Source organism: Candidatus Coxiella mudrowiae, from assembly GCA_001077715.1.
GTDB lineage: Bacteria > Pseudomonadota > Gammaproteobacteria > Coxiellales > Coxiellaceae > Coxiella > Coxiella mudrowiae.
In genome coordinates this window covers 85,183-105,653 of record CP011126.1, presented here as the reverse complement: position 1 = coordinate 105,653, position 20,471 = coordinate 85,183, and the positions used below count along the sequence as shown (strand labels likewise).

The following is a 20,471-nucleotide window of genomic DNA, read 5'->3' as shown; positions in this document are numbered from 1 at the left end:
AACGATTTAGTGACGAATAAGATATCCGTTAGTTTTTTAAATCCTTTAGCCTCATGATTATAAAAAAGTGGCTTATCGTATCTATGTTCTATTTTCGATCTTTCAATAGCCACTTGGGTGATATATCGTTTTCCTAAATGTACAGCCACTATGGAATCAGACTAATTAACAAAAAAATAACTCTAACGTAATTAAGTTAACGCGAATGAAGACTAGTATAGCATAAAATATTCGCCGGATTAAATAAAAATATTATTTTCTCGTTTTAAGACGTTCATTATTGTTAGAACGTGAAAAAGATATTCTCTGAATAGCTGGTCTATTTTCTCTAAACCAATAAGAGAGAAATAAATAAAATAATTAGTAGAGCTCCTATAACGAACAAAAGCCAAACGATAGGGGATTCCATTTTTATTGTAATTTGACTCATTTTTCAGAATCAATCTGATTGTATTTCAAGGTATTATTAGCTATGCTGTAGATTTTTGCAGGATAATTCCATTGATGACTCAACACAAAATTGACAGGGTGCATTTCCCAGATCCAAGGATTATCTTCTCGAACAATCTTTAATAATTCATTATTTTTTTTCTGGCGTTCCATCGGATATCGTTCGAATCTCTTCAAACAAGGAATCCACTTTTGGATTAGAATAATTCCTAGAATTTTCTCCGCCATATTTTAGCTTTCTATTTGGAGAATAAATTAGAAACAGAAAATTTTCAGAGTCATGGTAATCAGCAAGCCATTCTCAGGAAAAAATTTGAGCCTCCCTCTTCTAAGTTTATTCTAAAATCTATTATATAGCGTTGCTCGAATATTTAGTTTCATTCCTAACTTAGTAAATTGCTTGCGCATCTAACTAAATCGGGTTCGATCCTCAGGGCTACCTGTTGTTGATACATCATAATTTAAAATTAATTTCCCGTCTTGAAATTTCTTCCTCCCGGATAACCAGCTTCTGCTAATAATTGTTTTATTTTATCCAATGAGCGACGCAGCAGTTTTCTATAAAACCATTCATAGACGTAAGAATTGAGTCCTTTTGCTCCTTCCAAATAACCCAAAATTCCCAGCGGAATCGGCCCTTGAGCCAGAATTCCCCGCCCGTTATGAAAAATAGCAATATATTCTTCATAATCTAATTCGATAGCAATAGCTTGTCTTAATTTTTTCTTATTTTCACTATATCCATCCACTACTAAATTCAGGATATTAAAACCTACATAAAAAATTGCAGGCACAACCGTTTTTGTAATTGTATTCCTTTTGTTGCAAAGGCGCTGTTAAGTAAGTTTTTCCTTGACGGTTGATAGTAATAGCCTGATCAAAACTCTCTGCACCGATTCCCGATTTGTAATAATATTTTTTTAAAAAACTTTTTCCATCATGGAATACTTTCTTTTTCTAAAAGAAAAACGATTTTTACCAATAAAAGCAACTTGTTTTCCACAGCTTCCAAATATCCTGCTTTTAAATCTTCTGGTTCGCTTTGTGTCGGATACCATTCTTAATGGAAATTCAGATTTTTAATTAGGCTAATTTGTTTGTTTGGATTGTTTTCTTCTAAAATGAAAGGGCCAGTCCCAAATGGATATACATCTAAGTTAATATTTTTATCAATTAATTCTTTTTGAGAATAAAAACGATTAGCTTCCCAGGGGGATAGGAGCAAAAAAGTTATGCTCAACCAATAGGGAAATTGAGGGTAAATGCCTTTAAGGATTAAGGATAATACGATAATGGTAACGACCAAGGACATCAATCCCTTTCAGCAGATATTGTCGAAGATATAAAAACTCTCATTTTCGAAGATATAAAAACTCTCATTTTCTTGGTTTTATTTATAATTTTTTTTCAATTTTTTACTATAATTCGAGAAATTCCAAAATATAATTGCTCATTAACCAAAAAATAGGTGAATGAACTTTAGGAGAAGCAAGCCACTTAATTTCATAACCATAATCATCAGACGTTAGCTCCCGAGTGTCCACTCTAGGGAAATCAGCAATAGTATTAATTCTCCAAAAAAAGATTTATTGAAAGGGTAATATAAATAATTTCCTTCTTTGTTTTCAGCGAACGCTTGACACCGTTGATAATAAATACCCGAATTTAAATAAACGTCATAGGTACTGTATGCCACTTCCTTTGATTTATTAGTGGGGAAATTTTCTGCCATTCTTTATCATAATAAGTTACCATGTATATTTTAGTTGCTGTTAAAGAAATCAATTGATACGGCCGCTTGAGATAATGATACTGTAGGGCAGGTTCGTAAATTTGCGCAATAATTCCAACTTCGTTGGAAAAGAATAAGCACGAGCTAGGTCTAACGATTTGGGAGCTTCCACAATGGCGGCATAACGTACGTTCTGCGCCGTTGCTCCTCCATGGGGATTATTCCACATAGAAGCCTTAGCATTTCCTACAAAAATCCCAATGCCAAGAGCAATCATCAAAATCGCTGCTTTATTCGCTCTATCCAAACCATTTTTCTCCTAAGCACCTCCCAAGAACTGGGCCATTGTGAAGGTAATTCCATAATACTAAGCGAAGAGTTCCTTTGAAAAGAGCCTCTCCGACGAGATCTCGCTAAGGTCAGGTTTAGTGATTTTGGAGCGACTAACGCTAGGGATGATCGTAAGCACATGCAATCACTTTTGCTGCGCTTACACTCAGAAAAGATTACAATAGTCGCTCTTTACTCTATGAGAAGTTCATGTATAATTGGCAATTATCGTTAAAAAAAGCTATTACCGATCCAGCTGAATTATGCCGCGAATTAGCACTCGATCCGAAAATGGTTCCTCAAATTCTGGAAGCGACTACTCATTTCCCCTTACGGGTCCCGAGTGGATTTATCGCGCGCATGGAAAAGGGCAACCCACAAGATCCTCTATTATTGCAAGTGCTATCTCAAGCAAGGGAGCTAATCAACTCTCCAGGTTACCGCCTAGACCCTCTCAATGAAAAGAAATTGAATCGAGTCCCTGGTCTCTTGCATAAATATCATGGGCGAGTACTACTCACACTAAGCGGCGCTTGCGCAATTCATTGTCGCTATTGTTTTCGTCGTCATTTTCCTTACGATGAAAATACGCCTGGGAAAAAAGGATGGAACAAAATTTTTGATTATTTAAAATCGGATACCTCCATCACCGAAATTATTTTAAGCGGGGGTGATCCTTTAACAGTGAAAGACAACGTGCTAGTTGAATTCGTTTCTTATCTCGAAAAAATAACTCACCTCAAACGCTTGCGCATTCATACACGTTTGCCAATTGTCATCCCTGAAAGAATTACCAATGAATTTATTCATTTGTTAGATCATACGGAATTATTACCTACAATTGTTATCCATTGTAACCACCCCAATGAAATCGATAAATCTGTTGCGACAACCCTCCGTTCTTTACAGAGGACAAGAACGACCTTACTAAATCAATCTGTTTTATTAAAAAATGTCAATGACCAAGTAGAAACTCTAATTCGTTTAAGTGAAAATTTATTTGAAGCTGGGGTTTTACCTTATTATTTACATCTCCTTGATCGGGTGCAAGGAGCTGCGCACTTTGAAGTGAGTAAAGTGCAAGCACAGTATTTAATTGCAGAAATGATAAAACGCCTTCCGGGTTATCTCGTTCCTAAATTAGTACAAGAAATTGCAGATGCTCCAGCAAAAATACCTGTTATCACCATTCTCTAAGATTGCCTACCACCAGTCTCTTCTTTTTATAAATCAGCAAGTTGACTTGACGTTGGATACAACGTCGGAATTTAAGTGGCTTTAGAACATTAGTATAAAAATTATGAGTACCACCCATTTCCGTAATAACCAAAGTTCCGTAATTCAAAATATTTCCTGTAACGGTTTGATTAACATCGACTCCTTCTAAACGACGCAAGAAAATTTCCAACGAATTGTGGGCAGATCCAGCCCTTTTTCATAATGACCCGCTTGTCCGTTATTCCGTATTTCGAAGTCCGATAGGAAATAAGCTGAGATTAACCAATAAATTCCTATTATTAATGCAATAAAACCACAAATTTCATATAAGGCATAACCACCCCCCAAAAAAAGATTGGAACAAAAGAGAAAATAAGAGGGCCTGTACACATAAAATAAAAAAGCAACTATCAGAGCCGAAACTCTCGGGGCGCAAATAATTCCATGAGGCCTAGTAAAAACTAATTTTTCATCTTTTAGTAATGTGTCTTTTATGTAGCAAGGAGGGTACATTATCATTCTCCAAAAATTTTTTTTACATTTTAAACCACACTCACACTATCCACCTTGTGAAAGCCTCGAGGCAGTTTATTACCTCGGCATCCTCGTTCACCTTGAAAATTGGTTAAATCACTGGTTCTCAGCGTTAGTTGTCGTTTTCCCGAATAAAGAATCAAGGTGCTATTCTCATTCAATAATGCTAACGCTACACAATATTCTTCGCGGTTCACCAAACGTGCGGGAGGAATCTGAATGATTTTATTACCTTTTCCTTTTGGTAATTCGGGTAATTCAGAGATGGGGAATACTAGCAACCGTCCTTCCGAAGTAATAGCTGCGAGATATTGCGATTCTTTATCTGTCACCCACAGAGGTTCCATCACTTGTGCTCCTTTGGGGACTTTAATTACACTTTTCCCACTTCGACTTTTTACATATAAATTAGCTAGAGTCGTTAAAAATCCATAACCGGCGTCAGAAGTTAACAAGAAAAGATCTTTATTTTTACCCATTAAAACTGCCACAAATTGAGCACCAGCTTCGGGTTTCAATCGAACTGTTAAGGGTTCACCTAGCCCCCGAGCGGACGGCAATGTGTGCGCTGGTAATGAATAGCTTTTCCCAGCTGAATCTAAAAAAATAACCAGCTCATTGGTGCGGCCTTGGGCTTGAATTAAAAATTCATCTCCTGAACGATAATTCAGCCCCCTGCCATCAATATCGTGTCCTTTTGCCGCGCGAACCCAACCTTTTTTTGATAAAACCACGGTAATGGGCTCCGATGGAATCATTTCTTCTTCGCGAATGGCTTTTGCAACAGGTCTTTCAATTAAAGGAGATCGACGCCCATTGTCATAATTTTTTTTATCGGAAATTAATTCCGATCGAATCAATTTTTTTAATTTTGTTTTTGATGCTAAGGTTTTTTCGATCTCATCGCGTTCTTGAGCTAATCGCGTCTGTTCTTCACGAATTTTCTTTTCTTCGAGTTTAGCCAATTGACGTAATTTAATTTCGAGAATGGCATCAGCTTGCTTTTCGCTTAGTTTAAATTGTTTCATTAAAGCAGGTTTCGGCTTATCTTCTTGGCGAATAATCGCAATAATTTCGTCTAAATTCAAAAAGGCAATAATCAATCCATCCAGGATGTGCAATCGTTCAATAACGATCTCCAATCGATATTGTAACCGTTTCCGAATGGTCTGCATTCGATACTCCAACCATTCTTTCAAAAGAGACAGCAAGTCTTTAACTTGCGGCCGTCCGTCGACTCCTATAACGTTTAAATTAACCCGATAACTGTGCTCTAAATCTGTTGTGGCAAAAAAATGCGCCATAAGCTCATCAATGTCCACCCGATTAGAGCGAGGAGAAATAACAAGCCGCGTGGGATTTTCATGATCTGACTCATCGCGAATATCACTCACAGTAGGTAACTTTTTAGAAAGCATCTGCGCTGCAATCTGCTCTAAAATTCTATTACCTGAAACTTGATGCGGTAAAGCGGAAATTACAACTTCCCCATTTTCTCTCCGATACGTTGCGCGCATACGCAAGCTTCCTTGGCCTGTTCGATAGATGGTTCGAATTTCACTAATAGGAGTGATAATTTCGGCAGACGTTGGATAGTCAGGCCCTTGGATAAATTTCATCACTTCTTTTAAAGTGGCCTCGGGGTTATCCAATAAATGCACGCAGGCATCTACTACCTCAGCAAGGTTATGGGGAGGGATATCTGTTGCCATACCTACTGCAATCCCTGATGTCCCATTTAATAACACATTGGGTAATCGAGCCGGCAAAAGGACCGGTTCTTGTAATGTGCCATCAAAATTAGAGATCCAATCCACAGTCCCCTCTTCGAGTTCAGCCAATAAAAGCTGAGCATACGAAGAAAGTCGGGCTTCTGTATAACGCATCGCTGCGAAGGATTTGGGATCGTCAGGGCTCCCCAAGTTCCCCTGTCCGTCCACAAAGGGATAGCGATACGAAAATGGTTGCGCCATTAGTACCATTGCTTCATAACAAGCTGTATCTCCGTGAGGATGAAATTTACCGAGAACGTCCCCCACCGTTCGCGCGGACTTTTTATACTTAGCGGTTGATTTTAAGCCTAATTCTGACATGGCATAGATGATACGCCGCTGAACTGGCTTTAGCCCATCAGAAATATGGGGAAGCGCGCGATCCAATATTACTGACATGGAATAATCGAGATAGGCTTTTTCAGTGAATTCTGCTAAAGGCTGCTGCTCAATAATGACACGTATATTATTATCTACCATAAAAAAAGATATCAATTGGTTAAGTGATAGGAGTATATGAGATTTCTAGATATTTGTCAGTTTTAACGCCGGGCGTTTCTTTCTTTCAAAATGCTTGTCATAAAAACAATTTTTGACATATGTTTGACATATGATTAAAATAATCTAGATAAAATAGTAGAGATTTCCCATGAACGCTCGGTGGTTAACTCAGTGGTTAATAAGAACAGTTCTCTTCAGTGCTTTTACCTTTTCTGCCTTCGTAGAAATCAAGAACACGCCTAATTTTAAGGGTGATATTGATCATGAAAAGGCTGCTAGCTGTATTAAAGGCATTAATAAATCGAAATGCAAATTAAAAGAACTCTTTGCTAATTATAAAATTTCCGTCCAAAACCTCTTGGTTAAGCAGAGCGTCTGCCAGCAGTCTTTAACTTTCTTTAAATTAACGGATGGGGGATTTTTAAAGAAATTCGTCGCTATAATACTCTTGACGTTATTCATTCAGATTATGTTTACATCGCGGATCAATGAACAGGGTATTTTCTGGTAATGCCAACGGAGCAATTCATTACTTTTCCAGTCTTAATTTCTAAGAAGGAATTAAAATCAGCGTCGGGGTACCAAGACATTACAAACAATTATCCGCATGTAGGTGCCTTGCAAATTTTAGATTTCCCCTATGCGGTAAAATTACCGCATCATCGTTATCGACTATTAACGACTGGTTTTCTCACAACAATTAAAAGATGGTTGCAATGCTTATGCATTAGCGAGCAAAGCGCGTGTAGCTTATGACTTTCCGGCAGATGGAAAAAAGTTTTACGGTGTAAAAGTACTTAAATTAATCCCGCAGAGTAAATATGCGCAATAATCTCCGCCATTATTCGGTCCTTGATGAGGTCATTCTACAATATCATAATTTTGTAGAAACCGTATTTAATCAATCCAGAGCCCGCCGGCAAAGCCCAGCAAAGGAGCTTTCCGAACCAGTTCTTACCCATTCCGAAAAACAGAACAGTATTGGGTGTATGCGAGTGAACCATAGTGGAGAAATATGTGCTCAAGCGCTTTATCGCGGACAAATGATTTTATCTCAAAATTCAGCGGTCCAATCGATGTTAGCAACAGCGGTTGAGGAAGAAACTGATCATTTAGCATGGTGCAAAGATCGCATAGAGGAATTGGGGGGATACACTAGTTATTTAAATATTTTTTGGTACTCCAATGCCTTTCTCATAGGACTATTAGCAGGTGCATCGGGGGATCTGTGGAGCCTTGGTTTTGTTGAAGAAACAGAAAAACAAGTCGAGGCACATTTAGAAAATCATTTACACAAACTTTCCTCTGTTGATGTTAAAAGCCGGAAAATTGTGGAACAAATGCAAAAAGATGAAGTCTCACATGGGCAAAAAGCAAAATCGGCAGGGGCAAAAGAATTGCCTTATACCATAAAAAAATTAATGGGCCTCCATGCCAAAGTTATGACAACTCTGGCTTATTGGATTTAATTGCTAAGTTTTTCCTCTTCCTAATCCTAAATCAATTGTTGTCGAATGGCTTTAATTTCTTTTTGATAGTTCGAAGCATGAAACAATCCAGAGCCTATTACAAAGAAATCAGTTCCAGCTTGAGAAACCGCTCCAATATTATTTAATTTTATTCCACCATCGATCCCAAGCATCGCATTGCTCTTCAATTCTTCTAACAATTGTCTTGTGATCGTGATTTTTTCCAAACTTTTTGTTATAAAAAATTGGTCTGCAAAACCTGGATTAACCGACATAAGTAAAATTAAATCAACTTCTTTTAAAATAGTATGTGGCAACAATACTGATTGCTCTGGATTAAAAGCAAGTCCCTTTTGCATCCCCGCTTTATCAATTAATGCTAGTGTTTTCTCGATATTTTTTGATGTTTCGGGATGAAAGGTAATCAAATTGGCGCCAGCATTCGCAAACGCTTTTATAAAATCGTTCGGCTTTTTCACCATCAGATGAACATCAATTGGAACAGCAATTCCGGCTTTACGCAACGCTTCGCATACTACAGGACCAAAACTTAAATTAGGCACAAAATGATGATCCATCACATCAAAATGAATATAGTCAACGCCAGCTTCTACAACTTGCTTTACTTCTTCTCCTAAGCAAGCGAAATTAGCTGATAAAATTGATGCAGAAATAATTTTTTTTTTCAAAAACTCTCTGCTCATGCTATCCCAATCCAGCTGACCGAGAAATGGGATCATTTTTTATTTTCATGCCATTCCGCTGGCTTTTCGAATTTGTTCGTAAGCATTTTTAATTTTTTGAGTCTTCTGAGTAGCCACTTTTATCATTTCAGGCGGTAATCCTTTCGCCATCAATTTATCAGGGTGATGTTGACTCATCAAGCGTCGATAAGTTTTTTTAATTTCAGAATTAGTAGCGCTCATGGTTAGTCCTAATATTTTATAGGCATCGTTTAAATGAGAATGGGGATTGGATGGGGACTTTTGGTGGTACCGTTTATAGTTTTGTTCGGCTTGGAAGCGTTGTTCAAATTGATAATATTGGAAACCATTTATCTCCAGACGTTCGCAAATATATTGCAATACTTGTCGTTTATATTCACTAATCCATCCCCCATCCGCATAAGCCATTTGAATCTGGATTTCCAAAAACATTCGCAATAAAGTTGGTTGGAAGAGGCATGTATTCCCCAATTGATTGAGAACAACACCGAGGTTGAAATTGGGTTGTTTGCCCTCAGTAAATAAACGGATGGCTTCTCGTTTCATGTTATCGTCCAATCCCATCTGTTGCATTACATGACGAGCTTGACGAATTTCATTTTCAGAAACTCGGCCATCTGATTTAGCTACGAAACCCATTACGCGGAAAGTGGTATTAAAAAATACTTCCTGCACTTTAGTTTGCGAGGAGCAAGAGGAAGAAACCGATTGCAACCACTGGCGAAACCAACCTTGATCGAAAATAATATGACCAAAAATCAAACCGGCAATAAAGCCCACCGGGCCAGCCAAAAAAAAGCCCAAGAGCATCCCAATGATTTTACCAGTCCAATTCATTATCTTGTCACTCAATTAATTGCGTTAAAATCGAACAACCCTAGGAAAGTAAGTCCCCCCAGATCAGCGATGCTGGAAAGACTAGCGTTAAAAATGAGAATGGAGTTAATTAACACGCGAACCGGTGGAATCGCTAAGTTCAGAGCCTTCTCTGATGATTCTATTTTAAAATCAATGTCATAGGAAATTAACGTATGCTTCCCAACCCAACTGCATTGGAATTTACCTCTGTTTTTACTGGCCCCTTGCGCCAATTGGAAAAACGCTTTCTCGAACATCAAATAAATATTGAAACGTGGTTTCGCGAACAATGGTTAAAAACACCGCCGCCTTTTTATACATCCGTAGACCTGCGCAACTCAGGATTTAAATTGGCGCCGGTAGACACCAATCTCTTTCCCGCCGGCTTCAACAATCTAAATCCGGATTATATGCCACTTTACATCCAAGCTGTGCAAGCCACTATAGCGGAGATTTGCCCCGATGTCACACGTCTACTCATCATCCCCGAGAGCCATTCCCGCAACATCTATTATTTTGAAAGTTTAGCCATGCTCCAGAAAATTTTGAAAAATTCAGGATTTGAGGTGCGCATTGGTTCGTTGGACTCTTCATTACCCGAGTTTCAAATTCATGAATTACCTTCAGGCCGCAAACTACGGATTGAACCTTTGGAATGCAAAGGAGACCAAGTGGGAGTTAGGGATTTTTTCCCCTGTTGTGTCATATTAAATAATGACTTATCCGGCTACATCTCCGATATTTTTCAAAACCTGAACCAACGAATCATGCCAGCCCCTCAGCTTGGCTGGGCAACTCGCCTGAAGTCAGGGCACTTCACAGCTTATGGAGCTGTTTCCGAAGAATTCGCCTCCCTCATCAACCTTGATCCGTGGTTGATTAGCACTCTTTTCGATCAATGTCCGGAAGTTGATTTTCTTAAAAAAGAAGGCGAGGAATGCCTCGTCAACCGTGCTGAAGGTATCCTGCGCGCTGTTAAAAAAAAATATGCTCAATACAATATTACTGAAGAGCCATTTCTGGCTATTAAAGCAGATGCTGGGACCTATGGAATGGGCGTAATGATGATTCAAGAACCTGAAGCCCTGCGTCACCTGAATCGTAAACAACGCACACGAATGTCTACTTCGAAAGGCGGCGTCCCCGTGACTAAAGCGATTATCCAAGAAGGCGTGTATTCTTTTGAAACAGCGGGAGAAGAAAATACTGTAGCTGAACCTGTCGTATATTTATTCGGTCGTCATGTAATCGGTGGTTTCTATCGTATTCATAAAGGTCGCGGGCCCAACGAAAATTTAAATACCCCGGGGATGAATTTTATTCCTATGGCATTCGACACCCCTTGCAGCGCACCCTGTGAAACTAATAAGTCTGTGAACCGATTTTATGTTTATGGCGCAATCGCACGTCTTGCCGCATTAGCGGCAGCTCGTGAATTGGTATTGTTTAATATTTAATAAAGAGTAGATTGCAATGAAAATTGGCATCCTCATGGACCCTATCTCTAACATTCATGTCTATAAAGACACAAGTTTTGCTCTGTTACTGGCGCTTCAAGCGAGAAATTATGAACTTCATTACATGGAAGCACCGGATATCTTTTTACAAAATAGGAAAGTCCACGCTTTTATACGCCGTCTTCAGGTGAAAGATAACACCTCTTCATGGTTTGAGTTAAGCGCCCCCTATATCCAACCCTTAAATGGGCTCGATATTTTTCTTATGCGAAAAGATCCACCCTTTAATATGTCTTATATTTATTTAACGTATTTGCTAGAACTTGCTGAAAAAGAGGGATTGTTTGTGGTAAACAAACCGGCGAGTTTACGAGATGCTAATGAAAAATTGTTCGCTAGTTGGTTTCCTCAATGCACACCAAAAACTTTGGTCACCTCGCGTAAAGAGTTATTACAACTCTTTCTCCAGGAACAGAAAGAAATTATAATTAAACCACTCGGAGCAATGGCAGGTAAATCAATTTTTCGATTAACCACTCAGGATCCCAATGTCTTTGTCGTTATTGACACAATGACAGCCAACGGAAAACGGCTCGTCATGGCACAGCAATTTATTCCAGCCATTAAAGATGGCGATAAGCGAATAATTTTAATTAATGGTGAACCCATTCCTTATGCTTTAGCGCGAATTCCCGCGAAAGGCGATTTTCGTGGAAATTTAGCGGTAGGTGCTAGAGGAGTAGGACAAGAACTGACTGATCACGATCGATGGATATGTCAACAAGTAGGGCCCACCTTGTGTCAAAAAGGCCTTTGGTTTGTTGGCCTTGATGTAATTGGGGATTATTTAACAGAAATTAATGTCACCAGTCCCACCGGGATTCGAGAATTAGAAACTCAATTTAAAATCAATATCGCGGATCAATTCGTCGATTTTCTGGAAAAACAATTTAACCATACGCGACAAACTTACTGAGAGTTAAAGGATGACTGATACTATCGCCGTTACTTGCTTGGACGAATCACGTCAACAATATGCAGAAAAACTTGCAACCAAATTAAAATTGGCTTTGGTTACCCATACTACTAAGAATTATCCTATTTTATTGACTGTCATGCCTTCTCATATTGAACTGCGTTCGACCGATCCAAAAGCGCCCGGTCCTGTGTATGTAGATTTCCTTAAAGGAGCATTGGCTCATCGACACTTATTTGGAGGTGGCCGCCGAGGCCAATTAATCGCTCGCGCTGTTGGATTAAAAACCTATTCCCACCCTACTGTTTTAGATTTAACAGCAGGCTTAGGCCGAGACGCTTTTATTCTCGCTACTCTCGGATGTAACGTAACTATGCTAGAACGCAATCCCATTATCGCTGCACTATTGAAAGAGGGTTTAGCTCGCGCTCAAACAGCTGAGTGGTTTAAGTCCTTAAAATTAAAATTAATCGAAACAGAAGCGCAAAGTTATCTTTTAAAACTTAAAACTTCTTACGATGTTATTTATACGGACCCGATGTATCCCATTGGAAAAAAATCTGCGCTCGTAAAAAAAGAAATGCGGGTATTACGTCATGTAGTAGGTAAAGATGAAGATGCACCCCAACTCTTAGAGATCGCTTTAAAGAAAGCAAAATATCGCGTCGTTGTTAAACGCCCAAGATTAGCGCTTAAATTAACGGATGCCAATCCCACCGTATTTTACAAAGGCAAAAGCAGCCGATTCGATGTCTATCTGATATCTGACTTGAAGCCAGTCATCACGCTGCAAAAGAAGAGCCGCAACCGCAGGTAGTTTTTACATTAGGGTTACGAATCACAAATTGGGCGCCACTTATATCCTCACGGTAATCGATTTCAGCACCTTTGAGGTATTGAAGACTTAAAGGATCAACTAATAACCTTACCAATCCTACTTGGCCACTCCCGCCATATTCATCCTCTTCTCCCTTTGTCTCTAAGGCTTTCTCAATAACCAAATCATCGGGGTTTATGGTTTCGTCGAAAGTGAATCCATATTGAAATCCTGAACAACCACCACCAGTGATAAAGACCCGCAAATTTAGATGAGGATTATTTTCCTCATCAATGAGTCCCTTCACTTTACAGGCTGCAGCGTCAGTAAAGATTAGGGTAGGCTGGGAGAGGGGGGATCGCGCTAAATCTACCATGTAATGGATTATCTAATTATTGAACATCAGCGTCAACTAGCTTATTTTTCACATTTGCAGTTACTCTACCGCTTAGAGATTTTGGAGCGAACTCATCCAAGGATTTTTTATTCTTTAGGCTCCCGCCCTTGTACAATACAGCACATGCGCTGGATTCTCGCTTTCCATATTATATTTGTTGTTTGCTGGTTTTCCAACCTTTTTTACCTACCGCGACTTTTCGTGTATCACACTCAAACGGAAGATCAAATTAGTAATGAACGATTTAAAATTATGGAGCGAAAACTATTTTTTGGAATAATGATGATGATGCCCGGATGATGATGCCCGGATGCCCGGTGGTATTTTAACAACTGTGTTTGGTTTATCGTTACTTCTCTGGGATTGACCCTACTATTCTCATGCCCTATGGATGTATATTAAATCTATGGATGTATATTAAATTAGGATCAGTAGCACTTTTTTGGGTTTTTCATTTCATTTATGCGAAATATTTATTGGATTTTAAACACGACCACAATCCATATTCGCACCAATTTTACCGCTGATTTAACGAAATTCCGACGGTGCTATTAATACTGATCGTGATATTAGCTATTATTAAACCCTAAAAATATCTTTACATTTCAATCATTTCAAAATCCGATTTCATCGCACCACACTCAGGGCAAAGCCACTCTTCGGACACATCGTCCCAGCGCGTGCCGCGAGCAATGCCGTCTTCGGGCCAGCCTTTTTCTTCTTCGTAGATGAAACCACATAATAAGCACATGTATTTTTTATATAGCATAATAGAGTGCCTTATTAATTACGCAGGACGAATGACCAATAACTCCGCTGTTCTCTTTGAGAAATCTCAAAATTATATGCCAAGCGGAGTCAATTCACCAGTGCGGGTCCTTCCACGCTGTAGAGAGAGAGAGCCCCTGGCCCCGATTTATCAAGAAAAGGCGTACGGGGCCCCATACCTCTTGCGCTTGATGCGGATAATAACCATTTCATTGATTACGTGGGCTCTTGGTGGCCCTAACGATCCTTATCCATTTCCCATCCGGCGATTATCCAAGCGGTCTACGAAGCCGTTAAAAATTGGCTGAGCTTTCGCGCCCCGTGTGAAAATGAAGTGAAGTTAACTGCTGCCATCCATGAGTTTATACCCTCCATTGAAAAGGTGCGCATGGTGAACTCTGGTACCGAAGCCACTATGAGCGCACTTAGACTAGCCAGAGGTTTTAATAGGCGAGATAAAATTACCAAATTTGAGGGGTGTGTTACCACGGCCATGCCGATTATCTTCTCGTAAAAGCGGGATCCGGCGCCCTCACTTTTAGAGCTCCGAGCTCTCCCGGGAGGGGGTGCCAATGGGTACTACTCAAGATACTTTGACGGTAACCTTTAATGACTTAAACTCTGTGATTTCGCTTTTCGAAACATTCTCTCATGAAATTGCCACCATCATCGTAGAACCGATTACAGGTAATATGAATTTAGTTCCTGGAACGTTTGAATTTTTTGAATTTTTAAAGGGCTGCGGGGAGCTTTGTAGTCGCTACGGAAGCTTGTTAATTTTTGATAAAGTAATTATAGGGTTCCGCGTGGCGAAGGGTGCTGCCCAAAGTCTATATAAGATCAAACCATATCCTAACTGCACTAAATAAAATCATCGGAGGAGAAATACCTGTCCGTGCTTATGGTGGACGAACAACATCATGGATCATTTGTTTTACACCCCAAGGATCTGTATACCAGGCAGGAACCTTATCCGGAAACCCTATCGCTATGGCTGCCGGTTTAGCTGCTTTAAAAGAACTTAAGAAAGAGAATTTTTATTCTGTTTTGAAAGAAAACAGAACGCTTAATCCTCGGTATTTTAACACTCGCTAACGCTAAAAAAATTCCATTAACTACCAATTTTTTTTGTTCCGGTATTTTGGTTTATTTTTTTACAACCCAGGAACAGATACCGCTACGACCAAGTACTGGCTTACAACAAAAAAGCATTTTCAGCAATTTTTCCATGTGATGCTTAATAACGCCATTTATTTGGCGCCTTCAGCATTTGAGTCAGGATTTATCTCTTCAGCTCATACCGATAATGACATCGAGCAAACGTTAAGATCAGTTGAAAGGGCTTTCAATTATTTTGATTATTGGAGGGAATTAATATGTCCACCCCATCATGATATTGAATGGGGCGTCCCTTTATATAATGAGCGACAGTTATTCGAATTTTTAATTCTAGAAGGGATGCGGGCGGACTTAAATTGGTTAACTATTTTAAAAAAATGTGATAATTGTCGGACCGCTTTTGATAATTTCGATGCAAAGATTATTTTCCGCTATAATCAGTCGAAAATAAATCGACTGCTTAAAGATTCAGGAATTATTTGCAATAAATTAAAAATTCAGCCAGTTATTACTAATTCCTAAGCATTTTTTAAGTGATGGAAGAGTGGGGAAATTTCTCAGATTATATTTGGCATTTTATAAGCGGGTACTCAGTTCAAAATCACTGGCAAACTTCCAAACAAGTTCCCTCTACCTCTGCGATTTCCCATGCGATGTTAAAAGATTTTAAAAAACGTAGACTTAAATTTGTAGGCAGTACGATCCATTATGCCTTTTATGCAAGCCGTGGGAATGGTGAATGACCACACCATAACTTATTTTCGACACAAAGAAATTGAGAATTTATACCTTCGCCCCAATTCAACTTTGGGGAGACAGCCGTCAAGGATTAGGTCCAAACTAAAATAAATGTTCATCGTCTTCAGAACCATCCATATCTACTACCCCCCCAAAAAGGAACTAATGATGGCGCGAAGGAAAATTGCGTAGGCGCATAACGTTGGCGAACATAACGTTGGCGAAATATTTTAGATATCGCATTGGACTGATTCGGCGAGGCTAAAAGGCCGCTATGAGGGTCTATGCCGAACCATTACCAAAATACCCACAGGAGGTTGTGACAAAGTGGCTTCGGGTTGACCTCGGAGGGCCACACGCATGAATTGTACCCAAATGGGCAAAAGCCGGCTTGGGCACCTATTCGTGCAAGGGACACATATTGTCGTATCCTAATTTGTCGTTTGTTGTCCCTATTTTTCCGGCCTAAATCCCCGTGATTGAACACTTTTACACCACGGCCTGTCCCGTTAAACGAATAACATCATGAAAAGCTTAAGTAATTAAATACATGGTTTAAAAAGTGATTACTTGAGGTGCCATGGGATTTGGTAATTGCTTGGCCAGGAGTGCTGTTTGCGTAACGTAAGCACTACATGCTTGCAATGGCTGAGCTTGATATAAAATATGCTGTGATTGATCTTCGATTCGAGCGATAAAATGGGGATTAACACGAAAGCCGCCATTAGCAAAAAGCGCATAACCCCGTGCGATCTGCAGAGGTGAGAGGCTTGCCCCCCAAAATCCAATGAAAGAGAGTGGTAATATGTGGTAATATATTTAGGATTCGAAAGCAAAGCGTTCCAGATAATGAATCGCGTAAGGAATCCCAATTTTCTGCAACAACCAAGCGTATGGACACCAAATTCCGAGACTTGATTAGGCCAATTTGAATCGAGGTAGGGGCCATAAAACTTTCTTGTGTCATTCATTGGTCTCCACAGACTATTTTCATCCGAGTCCAACATAACAACAGGTGCATCATTAATCAATAGTAGCCAACGTATATCCTTTAGCTAGAGCAGCCGCATAAAGAAAAGGTTTAAAATTCGAACCAGGTTGACGCTCCGCTTGATTGACACGATTAAAACTGCTGCGTGCCCATAATCAAATGCCACACCAGCGCTAATAGAGCCCAATTTTCCGGATTCAAAGCCACTAAAGCTTTCCCTTCCCCCACTTAAGGAATTTGCATCAATCCCTATTGGCCATTTTAAGTTTGAATAACCTCGATAACATTTCCTTCCCGTACAATATCACTCTCTTGCACAGGCGCCAAGCCGATATAGCCCTCTTCTAAAGCCTCTGGCCCAGGACAAGCCACTCCAGGGGAGGATGACTGTCGTCTGACCATTGGCTAGGAGCGCCTGGATATTATTAGTCCCTACTACTAGGACTACTGCTGGAAAAATACCATCGATGATAGGTTCCTTCTGTAATGCTTGGATCCACGTTACGTGATCAAAAGCATCCAAATTTTCTTGAGATTTGCGATATCCGTGTCGTTCTTCGTAAGCAATCAACCCATCCCGCAAAAAACGATTCGCTTCCTCAGCGAACATAAGGCGCTTGCACCTAAATAAAGTAGTAGCCACATAATATTTTGCCGTAATCGGCGATTTAATCGCTTCTAAATATTGCTGCTAATAAAACCTACTTCATACATATACGGCTATGATACATTACATGATTACGTCTCCGGAGAGCCGATTCAGGATTTTTCAGGGGATTGTTTCGCGAAGGGGCTTGAGGTAAGCCTGGAATCATTGACATTTCTGGTAACATTAATTGATTAAGCAATTTTCCATAATAAACTTCGGCTGCAGCTGCCACCCCATAGCACGATTTCCAAAATAAATCTTATTTAAATACAACTCGAGGATTTTATCTTTGCTAAGCTCCTTATCAATTTTTAAGGCCAACAGAATTTCGTTAATTTTTCGGGAATAGGTTTTTCTTTCGGATTAAAAAGAAATTACGTGCGACTTGCATTGTAATGGTGCTGGCACCTTGCGAGCGCTTGCCTGTTGTGATTACCGATTTTGCTGCACGAATCATTCCAATTAACCCAATTAAATCAATACAAGGATGTTCATAAAAACGCGCATCCTCAGTGGCGCCAGTACGGTATTAATTAATGGCTTGGGCACTTGATCTAAAGTGACCGGAATTCGCCTTTTGGCCCAAAATTGGGAGATTAACTTGCCGTCAGCCGTGTAAATAAGTAAAGGGACTTGCAAATACACATCACGCAAGGTTTCACATCCGGCAATTGCCATTCCATGTATATCATGTATATATAAAGACCGTAATAATTAAAACACAGCGGTAAAAAAGCAAAACTAAACAAATTCTACACGGTGTAGGCCGAAAAATGGCGGACTTTACCTATGCGGGGAATTTTATCACATATCCTAATCCCTGCTGTGCTGTTTATGGAGAAGATTAGACTCTACTCATGCTGTTTCCCAGAACTTCAATTCAAGTAGGAATCGGGATTAGAACTCACGAAATTGAAGGGATTAAGGTGCGCTGCTTAAAAAGATGCTGGGAGATTCTTTCTCAGGCCATTGTATCAGGCACAGAGTTTCCAAAACTCACGCAAGCGCTAATTAAACTGGGCCATAAATTGGGGGTATCGAGGCGAAAAAAACCATTTTGACGGTCAATTATTAAAATGTTAAACCAAACGATACGTTTTAATCCAACAGCCACTGATAGTGAAAAACAACACCATCTACAACAAAAATTTCTCTTATTATTCCGGCTTGGACACCGCAGAAATCTACTATGATTATTACCCCATACAAAATTCTTTCCATCGTATTATTGCCATTAAAAGATCCGTCGTCGATAAAATTAGAATGGTTTGTGCAAATGCGCAAATAAAATTTCTTGCCATTGATGTAAATACTCTGTCATGCACACGGCTCTTAAACGTAATAAACCACCTCGTCACGCCGGTTGGATTTATTTTGTTCCAAGATAAAAGTATCCGCTTATACGTAGTCGATAACAAACGATTACTACATATCGAACAGGTAGCGTATTCCGACCTTGATATAGGTATTCACGCCGAGCTTTGCAATTTTATTATCAATCAGGATCCCAATATCGAATAAAAAAATTATTTTTACTCGATAATTTAGATACTAAAAAGACTGAATCGTCTAACATTGAATCTCCATAATTTAATCCAAAAATTGTCTCAGAAAAGAAGTTCGACAATCGCTTTTGGCTAGCATTTGCTTCAGAAATCTGGGGATTGCCAAAATGAACATCAATCTTCTTCCCTAGAAACAGCTATTGCAACGGCGGCGTTATTTTCTACATCTTAGTTTATGGCTGGTTAGTATTCTAATTTCTTTAATAACTATTAAAGGTCTACATTTCAGTTTATCGAAAAATATTACTATGAAGAAAAATCATATTACTCTGCTGAATAAGGAATTAGAAAGTTTACCTATTGTAAAATATCGCTAAGGCCCTTGTACTAGAAAAAATTCTTAAAGAACATAATAATATTTATTCTTTAAAGAAAATTATTTAGGCGCTACTTACTCAGTATATTTTGACTCGGTTAACATTCGAACATAATTACTGGAAAATCGAAGGAATGACGTTTAAAACCAACTCTGTCCTAATTTTCATCCAGCACCTTAAAAAAATTCCTGAATTTTCATCTATTTTTATTACCCATATGAGTCAAGACCACCGTGTTTTTTTTTGTCATTCAGTCACCTAAGGTCCTCTAAAATAGCTGTCTAATAGCAGCTGTCTTTTTCCTTAGCCATCTGGCCATCTTAGTAACAGGCTACTCCTTCTTGCTTCGATTGCAATTTCGTCACTATCAACATCTCGATCAAGCGCTTCATGAGAAAGAATCACGACTCACTCACATCAAAAAATTAACTTTCAGCCAATTTAGTTTATCTGAATGTATTAAGAGCACTGAAACATCCAATGGACACCAACCAGCTTATTACCCTTCTTACCACAGTAGCTCAACAAAAAATATTTGTGATTAATTCGTATTAAACCTGAAAAAGTAGAAAAGAGTAAATCATTTTCTTTTATTCAATTAGATTTGCTTGCAGAAGGTGAATTTTCAAATTTGAGCGCCTTTCTTGAAATTTTATTATATTTTCCAAATTTGTTTCTCATATCACAACTACAAATGCGACCTTTAAATAACCATATCGTTTTACATTGCAAGGTCAATATTTATTATGATTAGAGATCTGTTATGGACAATTATTCCTTTAAGTTTAGTCAATGCAGTTTTTTGCGCGACAAGGGAACGCGATCCTTTTTCTTTTCCCACATTAGGTCAACCCTTATCTCCGATGAAAACAATTTTTCTTTCAATTCATTATGCTAAAGCTAAATTTATAGGAGATATACTCAATAATAAAAAATTTACTCTGTTATCTAAGAATGATTATGCACTGTCTGATAACCGTACCAATCAGATTTTGATTTGGGATGAGAAATCCCATATTCGGTCCATTCAATCTTTTATTAAACACTTAAATATTCCAATCGATCAAATATTAATTAAAACATAAATT

General features: G+C 38.9%; 25 protein-coding genes and 2 pseudogenes. 12 read left to right on the top strand and 15 right to left on the bottom strand.

From position 1 onward, the window contains the following. Nucleotides 1–426 precede the first annotated feature (426 nt). The 4 genes from CleRt_RS11045 to CleRt_RS11030 form a co-directional block, all read right to left on the bottom strand. The gene (locus CleRt_RS11045; RefSeq protein ID WP_235379092.1) at nucleotides 427–678 is read right to left on the bottom strand and encodes a hypothetical protein; all 252 of its coding nucleotides are present in this window, start codon (nucleotides 676–678) and stop codon (nucleotides 427–429) included. Nucleotides 679–917: 239 nt separating this feature from the next. Then, nucleotides 918–1,244 carry an ABC transporter substrate-binding protein gene (locus CleRt_RS11040; RefSeq protein ID WP_235379090.1) on the bottom strand — a complete coding sequence of 109 codons (327 nt, stop codon included), beginning with the start codon at nucleotides 1,242–1,244 and terminating at the stop codon, nucleotides 918–920. A gap of 266 nt (nucleotides 1,245–1,510) precedes the next feature. Continuing rightward, the gene (locus CleRt_RS11035) at nucleotides 1,511–1,762 is read right to left on the bottom strand and encodes a hypothetical protein (RefSeq protein WP_235379088.1); all 252 of its coding nucleotides are present in this window, start codon (nucleotides 1,760–1,762) and stop codon (nucleotides 1,511–1,513) included. A gap of 469 nt (nucleotides 1,763–2,231) precedes the next feature. Further along, the gene (locus CleRt_RS11030) at nucleotides 2,232–2,489 is read right to left on the bottom strand and encodes a hypothetical protein (protein ID WP_235379086.1); all 258 of its coding nucleotides are present in this window, start codon (nucleotides 2,487–2,489) and stop codon (nucleotides 2,232–2,234) included. 233 nt (nucleotides 2,490–2,722) lie between these two features. Between CleRt_RS11030 and epmB the strand changes: the two genes are divergently transcribed. Further along, nucleotides 2,723–3,709 (top strand): EF-P beta-lysylation protein EpmB, encoded by a 987-nt coding sequence (epmB, locus tag CleRt_RS00475; protein WP_048874790.1) that lies wholly within the window; start codon nucleotides 2,723–2,725, stop codon nucleotides 3,707–3,709. A 186-nt stretch (nucleotides 3,710–3,895) separates the two neighbouring features. Here the strand turns inward: epmB and CleRt_RS11020 are convergent, their stop codons facing one another. Next, nucleotides 3,896–4,243 (bottom strand): hypothetical protein, encoded by a 348-nt coding sequence (locus CleRt_RS11020; RefSeq protein ID WP_235379082.1) that lies wholly within the window; start codon nucleotides 4,241–4,243, stop codon nucleotides 3,896–3,898. Nucleotides 4,244–4,272: 29 nt separating this feature from the next. After that, the gene (gene parC, locus CleRt_RS00465; RefSeq protein WP_048875743.1) at nucleotides 4,273–6,516 is read right to left on the bottom strand and encodes a DNA topoisomerase IV subunit A; all 2,244 of its coding nucleotides are present in this window, start codon (nucleotides 6,514–6,516) and stop codon (nucleotides 4,273–4,275) included. Nucleotides 6,517–7,047: 531 nt separating this feature from the next. Here parC and CleRt_RS11015 point away from each other — a divergent pair. Continuing rightward, entirely contained in the window at nucleotides 7,048–7,293 is a 246-nt protein-coding gene (locus CleRt_RS11015; protein WP_235379080.1) for a hypothetical protein, read from the top strand. Nucleotides 7,294–7,358: 65 nt separating this feature from the next. Then, nucleotides 7,359–8,006, top strand: coding sequence for a 2-polyprenyl-3-methyl-6-methoxy-1,4-benzoquinone monooxygenase (gene coq7, locus CleRt_RS00455; RefSeq protein ID WP_048874789.1), 648 nt, complete (start codon nucleotides 7,359–7,361; stop codon nucleotides 8,004–8,006). Nucleotides 8,007–8,032: 26 nt separating this feature from the next. Here the strand turns inward: coq7 and rpe are convergent, their stop codons facing one another. Both rpe and djlA read right to left on the bottom strand, forming a co-directional pair. Continuing rightward, nucleotides 8,033–8,746 (bottom strand): ribulose-phosphate 3-epimerase, encoded by a 714-nt coding sequence (rpe, locus tag CleRt_RS00450; RefSeq protein ID WP_235379078.1) that lies wholly within the window; start codon nucleotides 8,744–8,746, stop codon nucleotides 8,033–8,035. Nucleotides 8,747–8,755: 9 nt separating this feature from the next. Then, complete coding sequence (djlA, locus tag CleRt_RS00445) at nucleotides 8,756–9,568, bottom strand: co-chaperone DjlA (RefSeq protein ID WP_048874788.1); 813 nt, start codon at nucleotides 9,566–9,568, stop codon at nucleotides 8,756–8,758. A gap of 194 nt (nucleotides 9,569–9,762) precedes the next feature. On the opposite strand from djlA, the gene gshA reads away from it, so the two are divergent. From gshA to CleRt_RS00430, 3 genes are read left to right on the top strand one after another with little or no spacing between them, the layout of a single operon-like run. Further along, complete coding sequence (gene gshA, locus CleRt_RS00440; RefSeq protein WP_048874787.1) at nucleotides 9,763–11,046, top strand: glutamate--cysteine ligase; 1,284 nt, start codon at nucleotides 9,763–9,765, stop codon at nucleotides 11,044–11,046. A gap of 16 nt (nucleotides 11,047–11,062) precedes the next feature. After that, nucleotides 11,063–12,022 carry a glutathione synthase gene (gene gshB / locus CleRt_RS00435; protein ID WP_371440237.1) on the top strand — a complete coding sequence of 320 codons (960 nt, stop codon included), beginning with the start codon at nucleotides 11,063–11,065 and terminating at the stop codon, nucleotides 12,020–12,022. A gap of 10 nt (nucleotides 12,023–12,032) precedes the next feature. Then, on the top strand, nucleotides 12,033–12,839 hold the full coding sequence (locus tag CleRt_RS00430; protein ID WP_048874785.1) for a class I SAM-dependent methyltransferase: 807 nt from the start codon (nucleotides 12,033–12,035) through the stop codon (nucleotides 12,837–12,839). Here CleRt_RS00430 and erpA read toward each other — a convergent pair. Continuing rightward, nucleotides 12,805–13,215, bottom strand: coding sequence for an iron-sulfur cluster insertion protein ErpA (gene erpA, locus CleRt_RS00425; RefSeq protein ID WP_048874784.1), 411 nt, complete (start codon nucleotides 13,213–13,215; stop codon nucleotides 12,805–12,807). The genes CleRt_RS00430 and erpA overlap by 35 nt on opposite strands. Nucleotides 13,216–13,218: 3 nt before the next feature. Here erpA and CleRt_RS14470 point away from each other — a divergent pair, with 3 nt between their 5' ends. Continuing rightward, nucleotides 13,219–13,536 carry a CopD family protein gene (locus CleRt_RS14470; RefSeq protein WP_442778087.1) on the top strand — a complete coding sequence of 106 codons (318 nt, stop codon included), beginning with the start codon at nucleotides 13,219–13,221 and terminating at the stop codon, nucleotides 13,534–13,536. Nucleotides 13,537–13,834: 298 nt separating this feature from the next. On the opposite strand, the gene CleRt_RS00415 is transcribed toward CleRt_RS14470, so the two are convergent. Next, on the bottom strand, nucleotides 13,835–14,005 hold the full coding sequence (locus CleRt_RS00415) for a rubredoxin (protein ID WP_048874783.1): 171 nt from the start codon (nucleotides 14,003–14,005) through the stop codon (nucleotides 13,835–13,837). A 31-nt stretch (nucleotides 14,006–14,036) separates the two neighbouring features. On the opposite strand from CleRt_RS00415, the pseudogene hemL reads away from it, so the two are divergent. The 3 genes and pseudogenes from hemL to CleRt_RS12840 form a co-directional block, all read left to right on the top strand. Then, a pseudogene (gene hemL, locus CleRt_RS11010) lies at nucleotides 14,037–15,354 on the top strand (glutamate-1-semialdehyde 2,1-aminomutase); the annotation flags it as partial. A 24-nt stretch (nucleotides 15,355–15,378) separates the two neighbouring features. Further along, nucleotides 15,379–15,645, top strand: coding sequence for a DNA-3-methyladenine glycosylase I (locus CleRt_RS12845; RefSeq protein WP_306686881.1), 267 nt, complete (start codon nucleotides 15,379–15,381; stop codon nucleotides 15,643–15,645). Nucleotides 15,646–15,659: 14 nt separating this feature from the next. Continuing rightward, complete coding sequence (locus tag CleRt_RS12840; RefSeq protein WP_306686880.1) at nucleotides 15,660–15,866, top strand: DNA-3-methyladenine glycosylase I; 207 nt, start codon at nucleotides 15,660–15,662, stop codon at nucleotides 15,864–15,866. A 550-nt stretch (nucleotides 15,867–16,416) separates the two neighbouring features. On the opposite strand, the gene CleRt_RS13760 is transcribed toward CleRt_RS12840, so the two are convergent. The 5 genes and pseudogenes from CleRt_RS13760 to CleRt_RS13740 form a co-directional block, all read right to left on the bottom strand. Next, nucleotides 16,417–16,614 (bottom strand): hypothetical protein, encoded by a 198-nt coding sequence (locus CleRt_RS13760; RefSeq protein ID WP_235379241.1) that lies wholly within the window; start codon nucleotides 16,612–16,614, stop codon nucleotides 16,417–16,419. Nucleotides 16,615–17,156: 542 nt separating this feature from the next. Then, nucleotides 17,157–17,495, bottom strand: coding sequence for a hypothetical protein (locus tag CleRt_RS13755; RefSeq protein ID WP_157870747.1), 339 nt, complete (start codon nucleotides 17,493–17,495; stop codon nucleotides 17,157–17,159). Between the two features lie 58 nt (nucleotides 17,496–17,553). After that, nucleotides 17,554–17,822, bottom strand: a pseudogene (locus tag CleRt_RS13750) (transglycosylase domain-containing protein). A 10-nt stretch (nucleotides 17,823–17,832) separates the two neighbouring features. Next, nucleotides 17,833–17,958 carry a transglycosylase domain-containing protein gene (locus CleRt_RS13745; RefSeq protein ID WP_371440236.1) on the bottom strand — a complete coding sequence of 42 codons (126 nt, stop codon included), beginning with the start codon at nucleotides 17,956–17,958 and terminating at the stop codon, nucleotides 17,833–17,835. Nucleotides 17,959–17,972: 14 nt separating this feature from the next. Beyond that, complete coding sequence (locus tag CleRt_RS13740) at nucleotides 17,973–18,179, bottom strand: hypothetical protein (protein ID WP_235379076.1); 207 nt, start codon at nucleotides 18,177–18,179, stop codon at nucleotides 17,973–17,975. Between the two features lie 441 nt (nucleotides 18,180–18,620). Here CleRt_RS13740 and CleRt_RS09590 point away from each other — a divergent pair, with 441 nt between their 5' ends. Together CleRt_RS09590 and CleRt_RS10985 are read left to right on the top strand one after the other, a co-directional pair. Beyond that, a complete protein-coding gene (locus CleRt_RS09590) occupies nucleotides 18,621–19,022 on the top strand; it encodes a hypothetical protein (protein WP_157870746.1) in 402 nt (133 codons plus the stop codon). Nucleotides 19,023–20,129: 1,107 nt separating this feature from the next. Then, nucleotides 20,130–20,468: a hypothetical protein gene (locus tag CleRt_RS10985; protein ID WP_082160376.1), complete on the top strand. Its 339-nt coding sequence runs from the start codon at nucleotides 20,130–20,132 to the stop codon at nucleotides 20,466–20,468. The last annotated feature ends 3 nt before the right edge of the window (nucleotides 20,469–20,471 follow it).

Coding starts and splice junctions, on each gene's coding strand:
- CleRt_RS11045 (WP_235379092.1), bottom strand. CDS start 678: ATGGCGGAGAAAATTCTAGGAATTATTCTAATCCAAAAGTGGATTCCT.
- CleRt_RS10985 (WP_082160376.1), top strand. CDS start 20,130: ATGATTAGAGATCTGTTATGGACAATTATTCCTTTAAGTTTAGTCAAT.
- CleRt_RS11035 (WP_235379088.1), bottom strand. CDS start 1,762: ATGTCCTTGGTCGTTACCATTATCGTATTATCCTTAATCCTTAAAGGC.
- epmB (WP_048874790.1), top strand. CDS start 2,723: ATGTATAATTGGCAATTATCGTTAAAAAAAGCTATTACCGATCCAGCT.
- coq7 (WP_048874789.1), top strand. CDS start 7,359: ATGCGCAATAATCTCCGCCATTATTCGGTCCTTGATGAGGTCATTCTA.
- CleRt_RS13745 (WP_371440236.1), bottom strand. CDS start 17,958: ATGATTCGTGCAGCAAAATCGGTAATCACAACAGGCAAGCGCTCGCAA.
- gshA (WP_048874787.1), top strand. CDS start 9,763: ATGCTTCCCAACCCAACTGCATTGGAATTTACCTCTGTTTTTACTGGC.
- CleRt_RS12840 (WP_306686880.1), top strand. CDS start 15,660: ATGGAAGAGTGGGGAAATTTCTCAGATTATATTTGGCATTTTATAAGC.
- CleRt_RS11015 (WP_235379080.1), top strand. CDS start 7,048: ATGCCAACGGAGCAATTCATTACTTTTCCAGTCTTAATTTCTAAGAAG.
- CleRt_RS11020 (WP_235379082.1), bottom strand. CDS start 4,243: ATGTACCCTCCTTGCTACATAAAAGACACATTACTAAAAGATGAAAAA.
- CleRt_RS13740 (WP_235379076.1), bottom strand. CDS start 18,179: ATGGCAATTGCCGGATGTGAAACCTTGCGTGATGTGTATTTGCAAGTC.
- CleRt_RS00415 (WP_048874783.1), bottom strand. CDS start 14,005: ATGCTATATAAAAAATACATGTGCTTATTATGTGGTTTCATCTACGAA.
- erpA (WP_048874784.1), bottom strand. CDS start 13,215: ATGGTAGATTTAGCGCGATCCCCCCTCTCCCAGCCTACCCTAATCTTT.
- CleRt_RS00430 (WP_048874785.1), top strand. CDS start 12,033: ATGACTGATACTATCGCCGTTACTTGCTTGGACGAATCACGTCAACAA.
- CleRt_RS14470 (WP_442778087.1), top strand. CDS start 13,219: ATGGATTATCTAATTATTGAACATCAGCGTCAACTAGCTTATTTTTCA.
- djlA (WP_048874788.1), bottom strand. CDS start 9,568: ATGAATTGGACTGGTAAAATCATTGGGATGCTCTTGGGCTTTTTTTTG.
- rpe (WP_235379078.1), bottom strand. CDS start 8,746: ATGATCCCATTTCTCGGTCAGCTGGATTGGGATAGCATGAGCAGAGAG.
- parC (WP_048875743.1), bottom strand. CDS start 6,516: ATGGTAGATAATAATATACGTGTCATTATTGAGCAGCAGCCTTTAGCA.
- gshB (WP_371440237.1), top strand. CDS start 11,063: ATGAAAATTGGCATCCTCATGGACCCTATCTCTAACATTCATGTCTAT.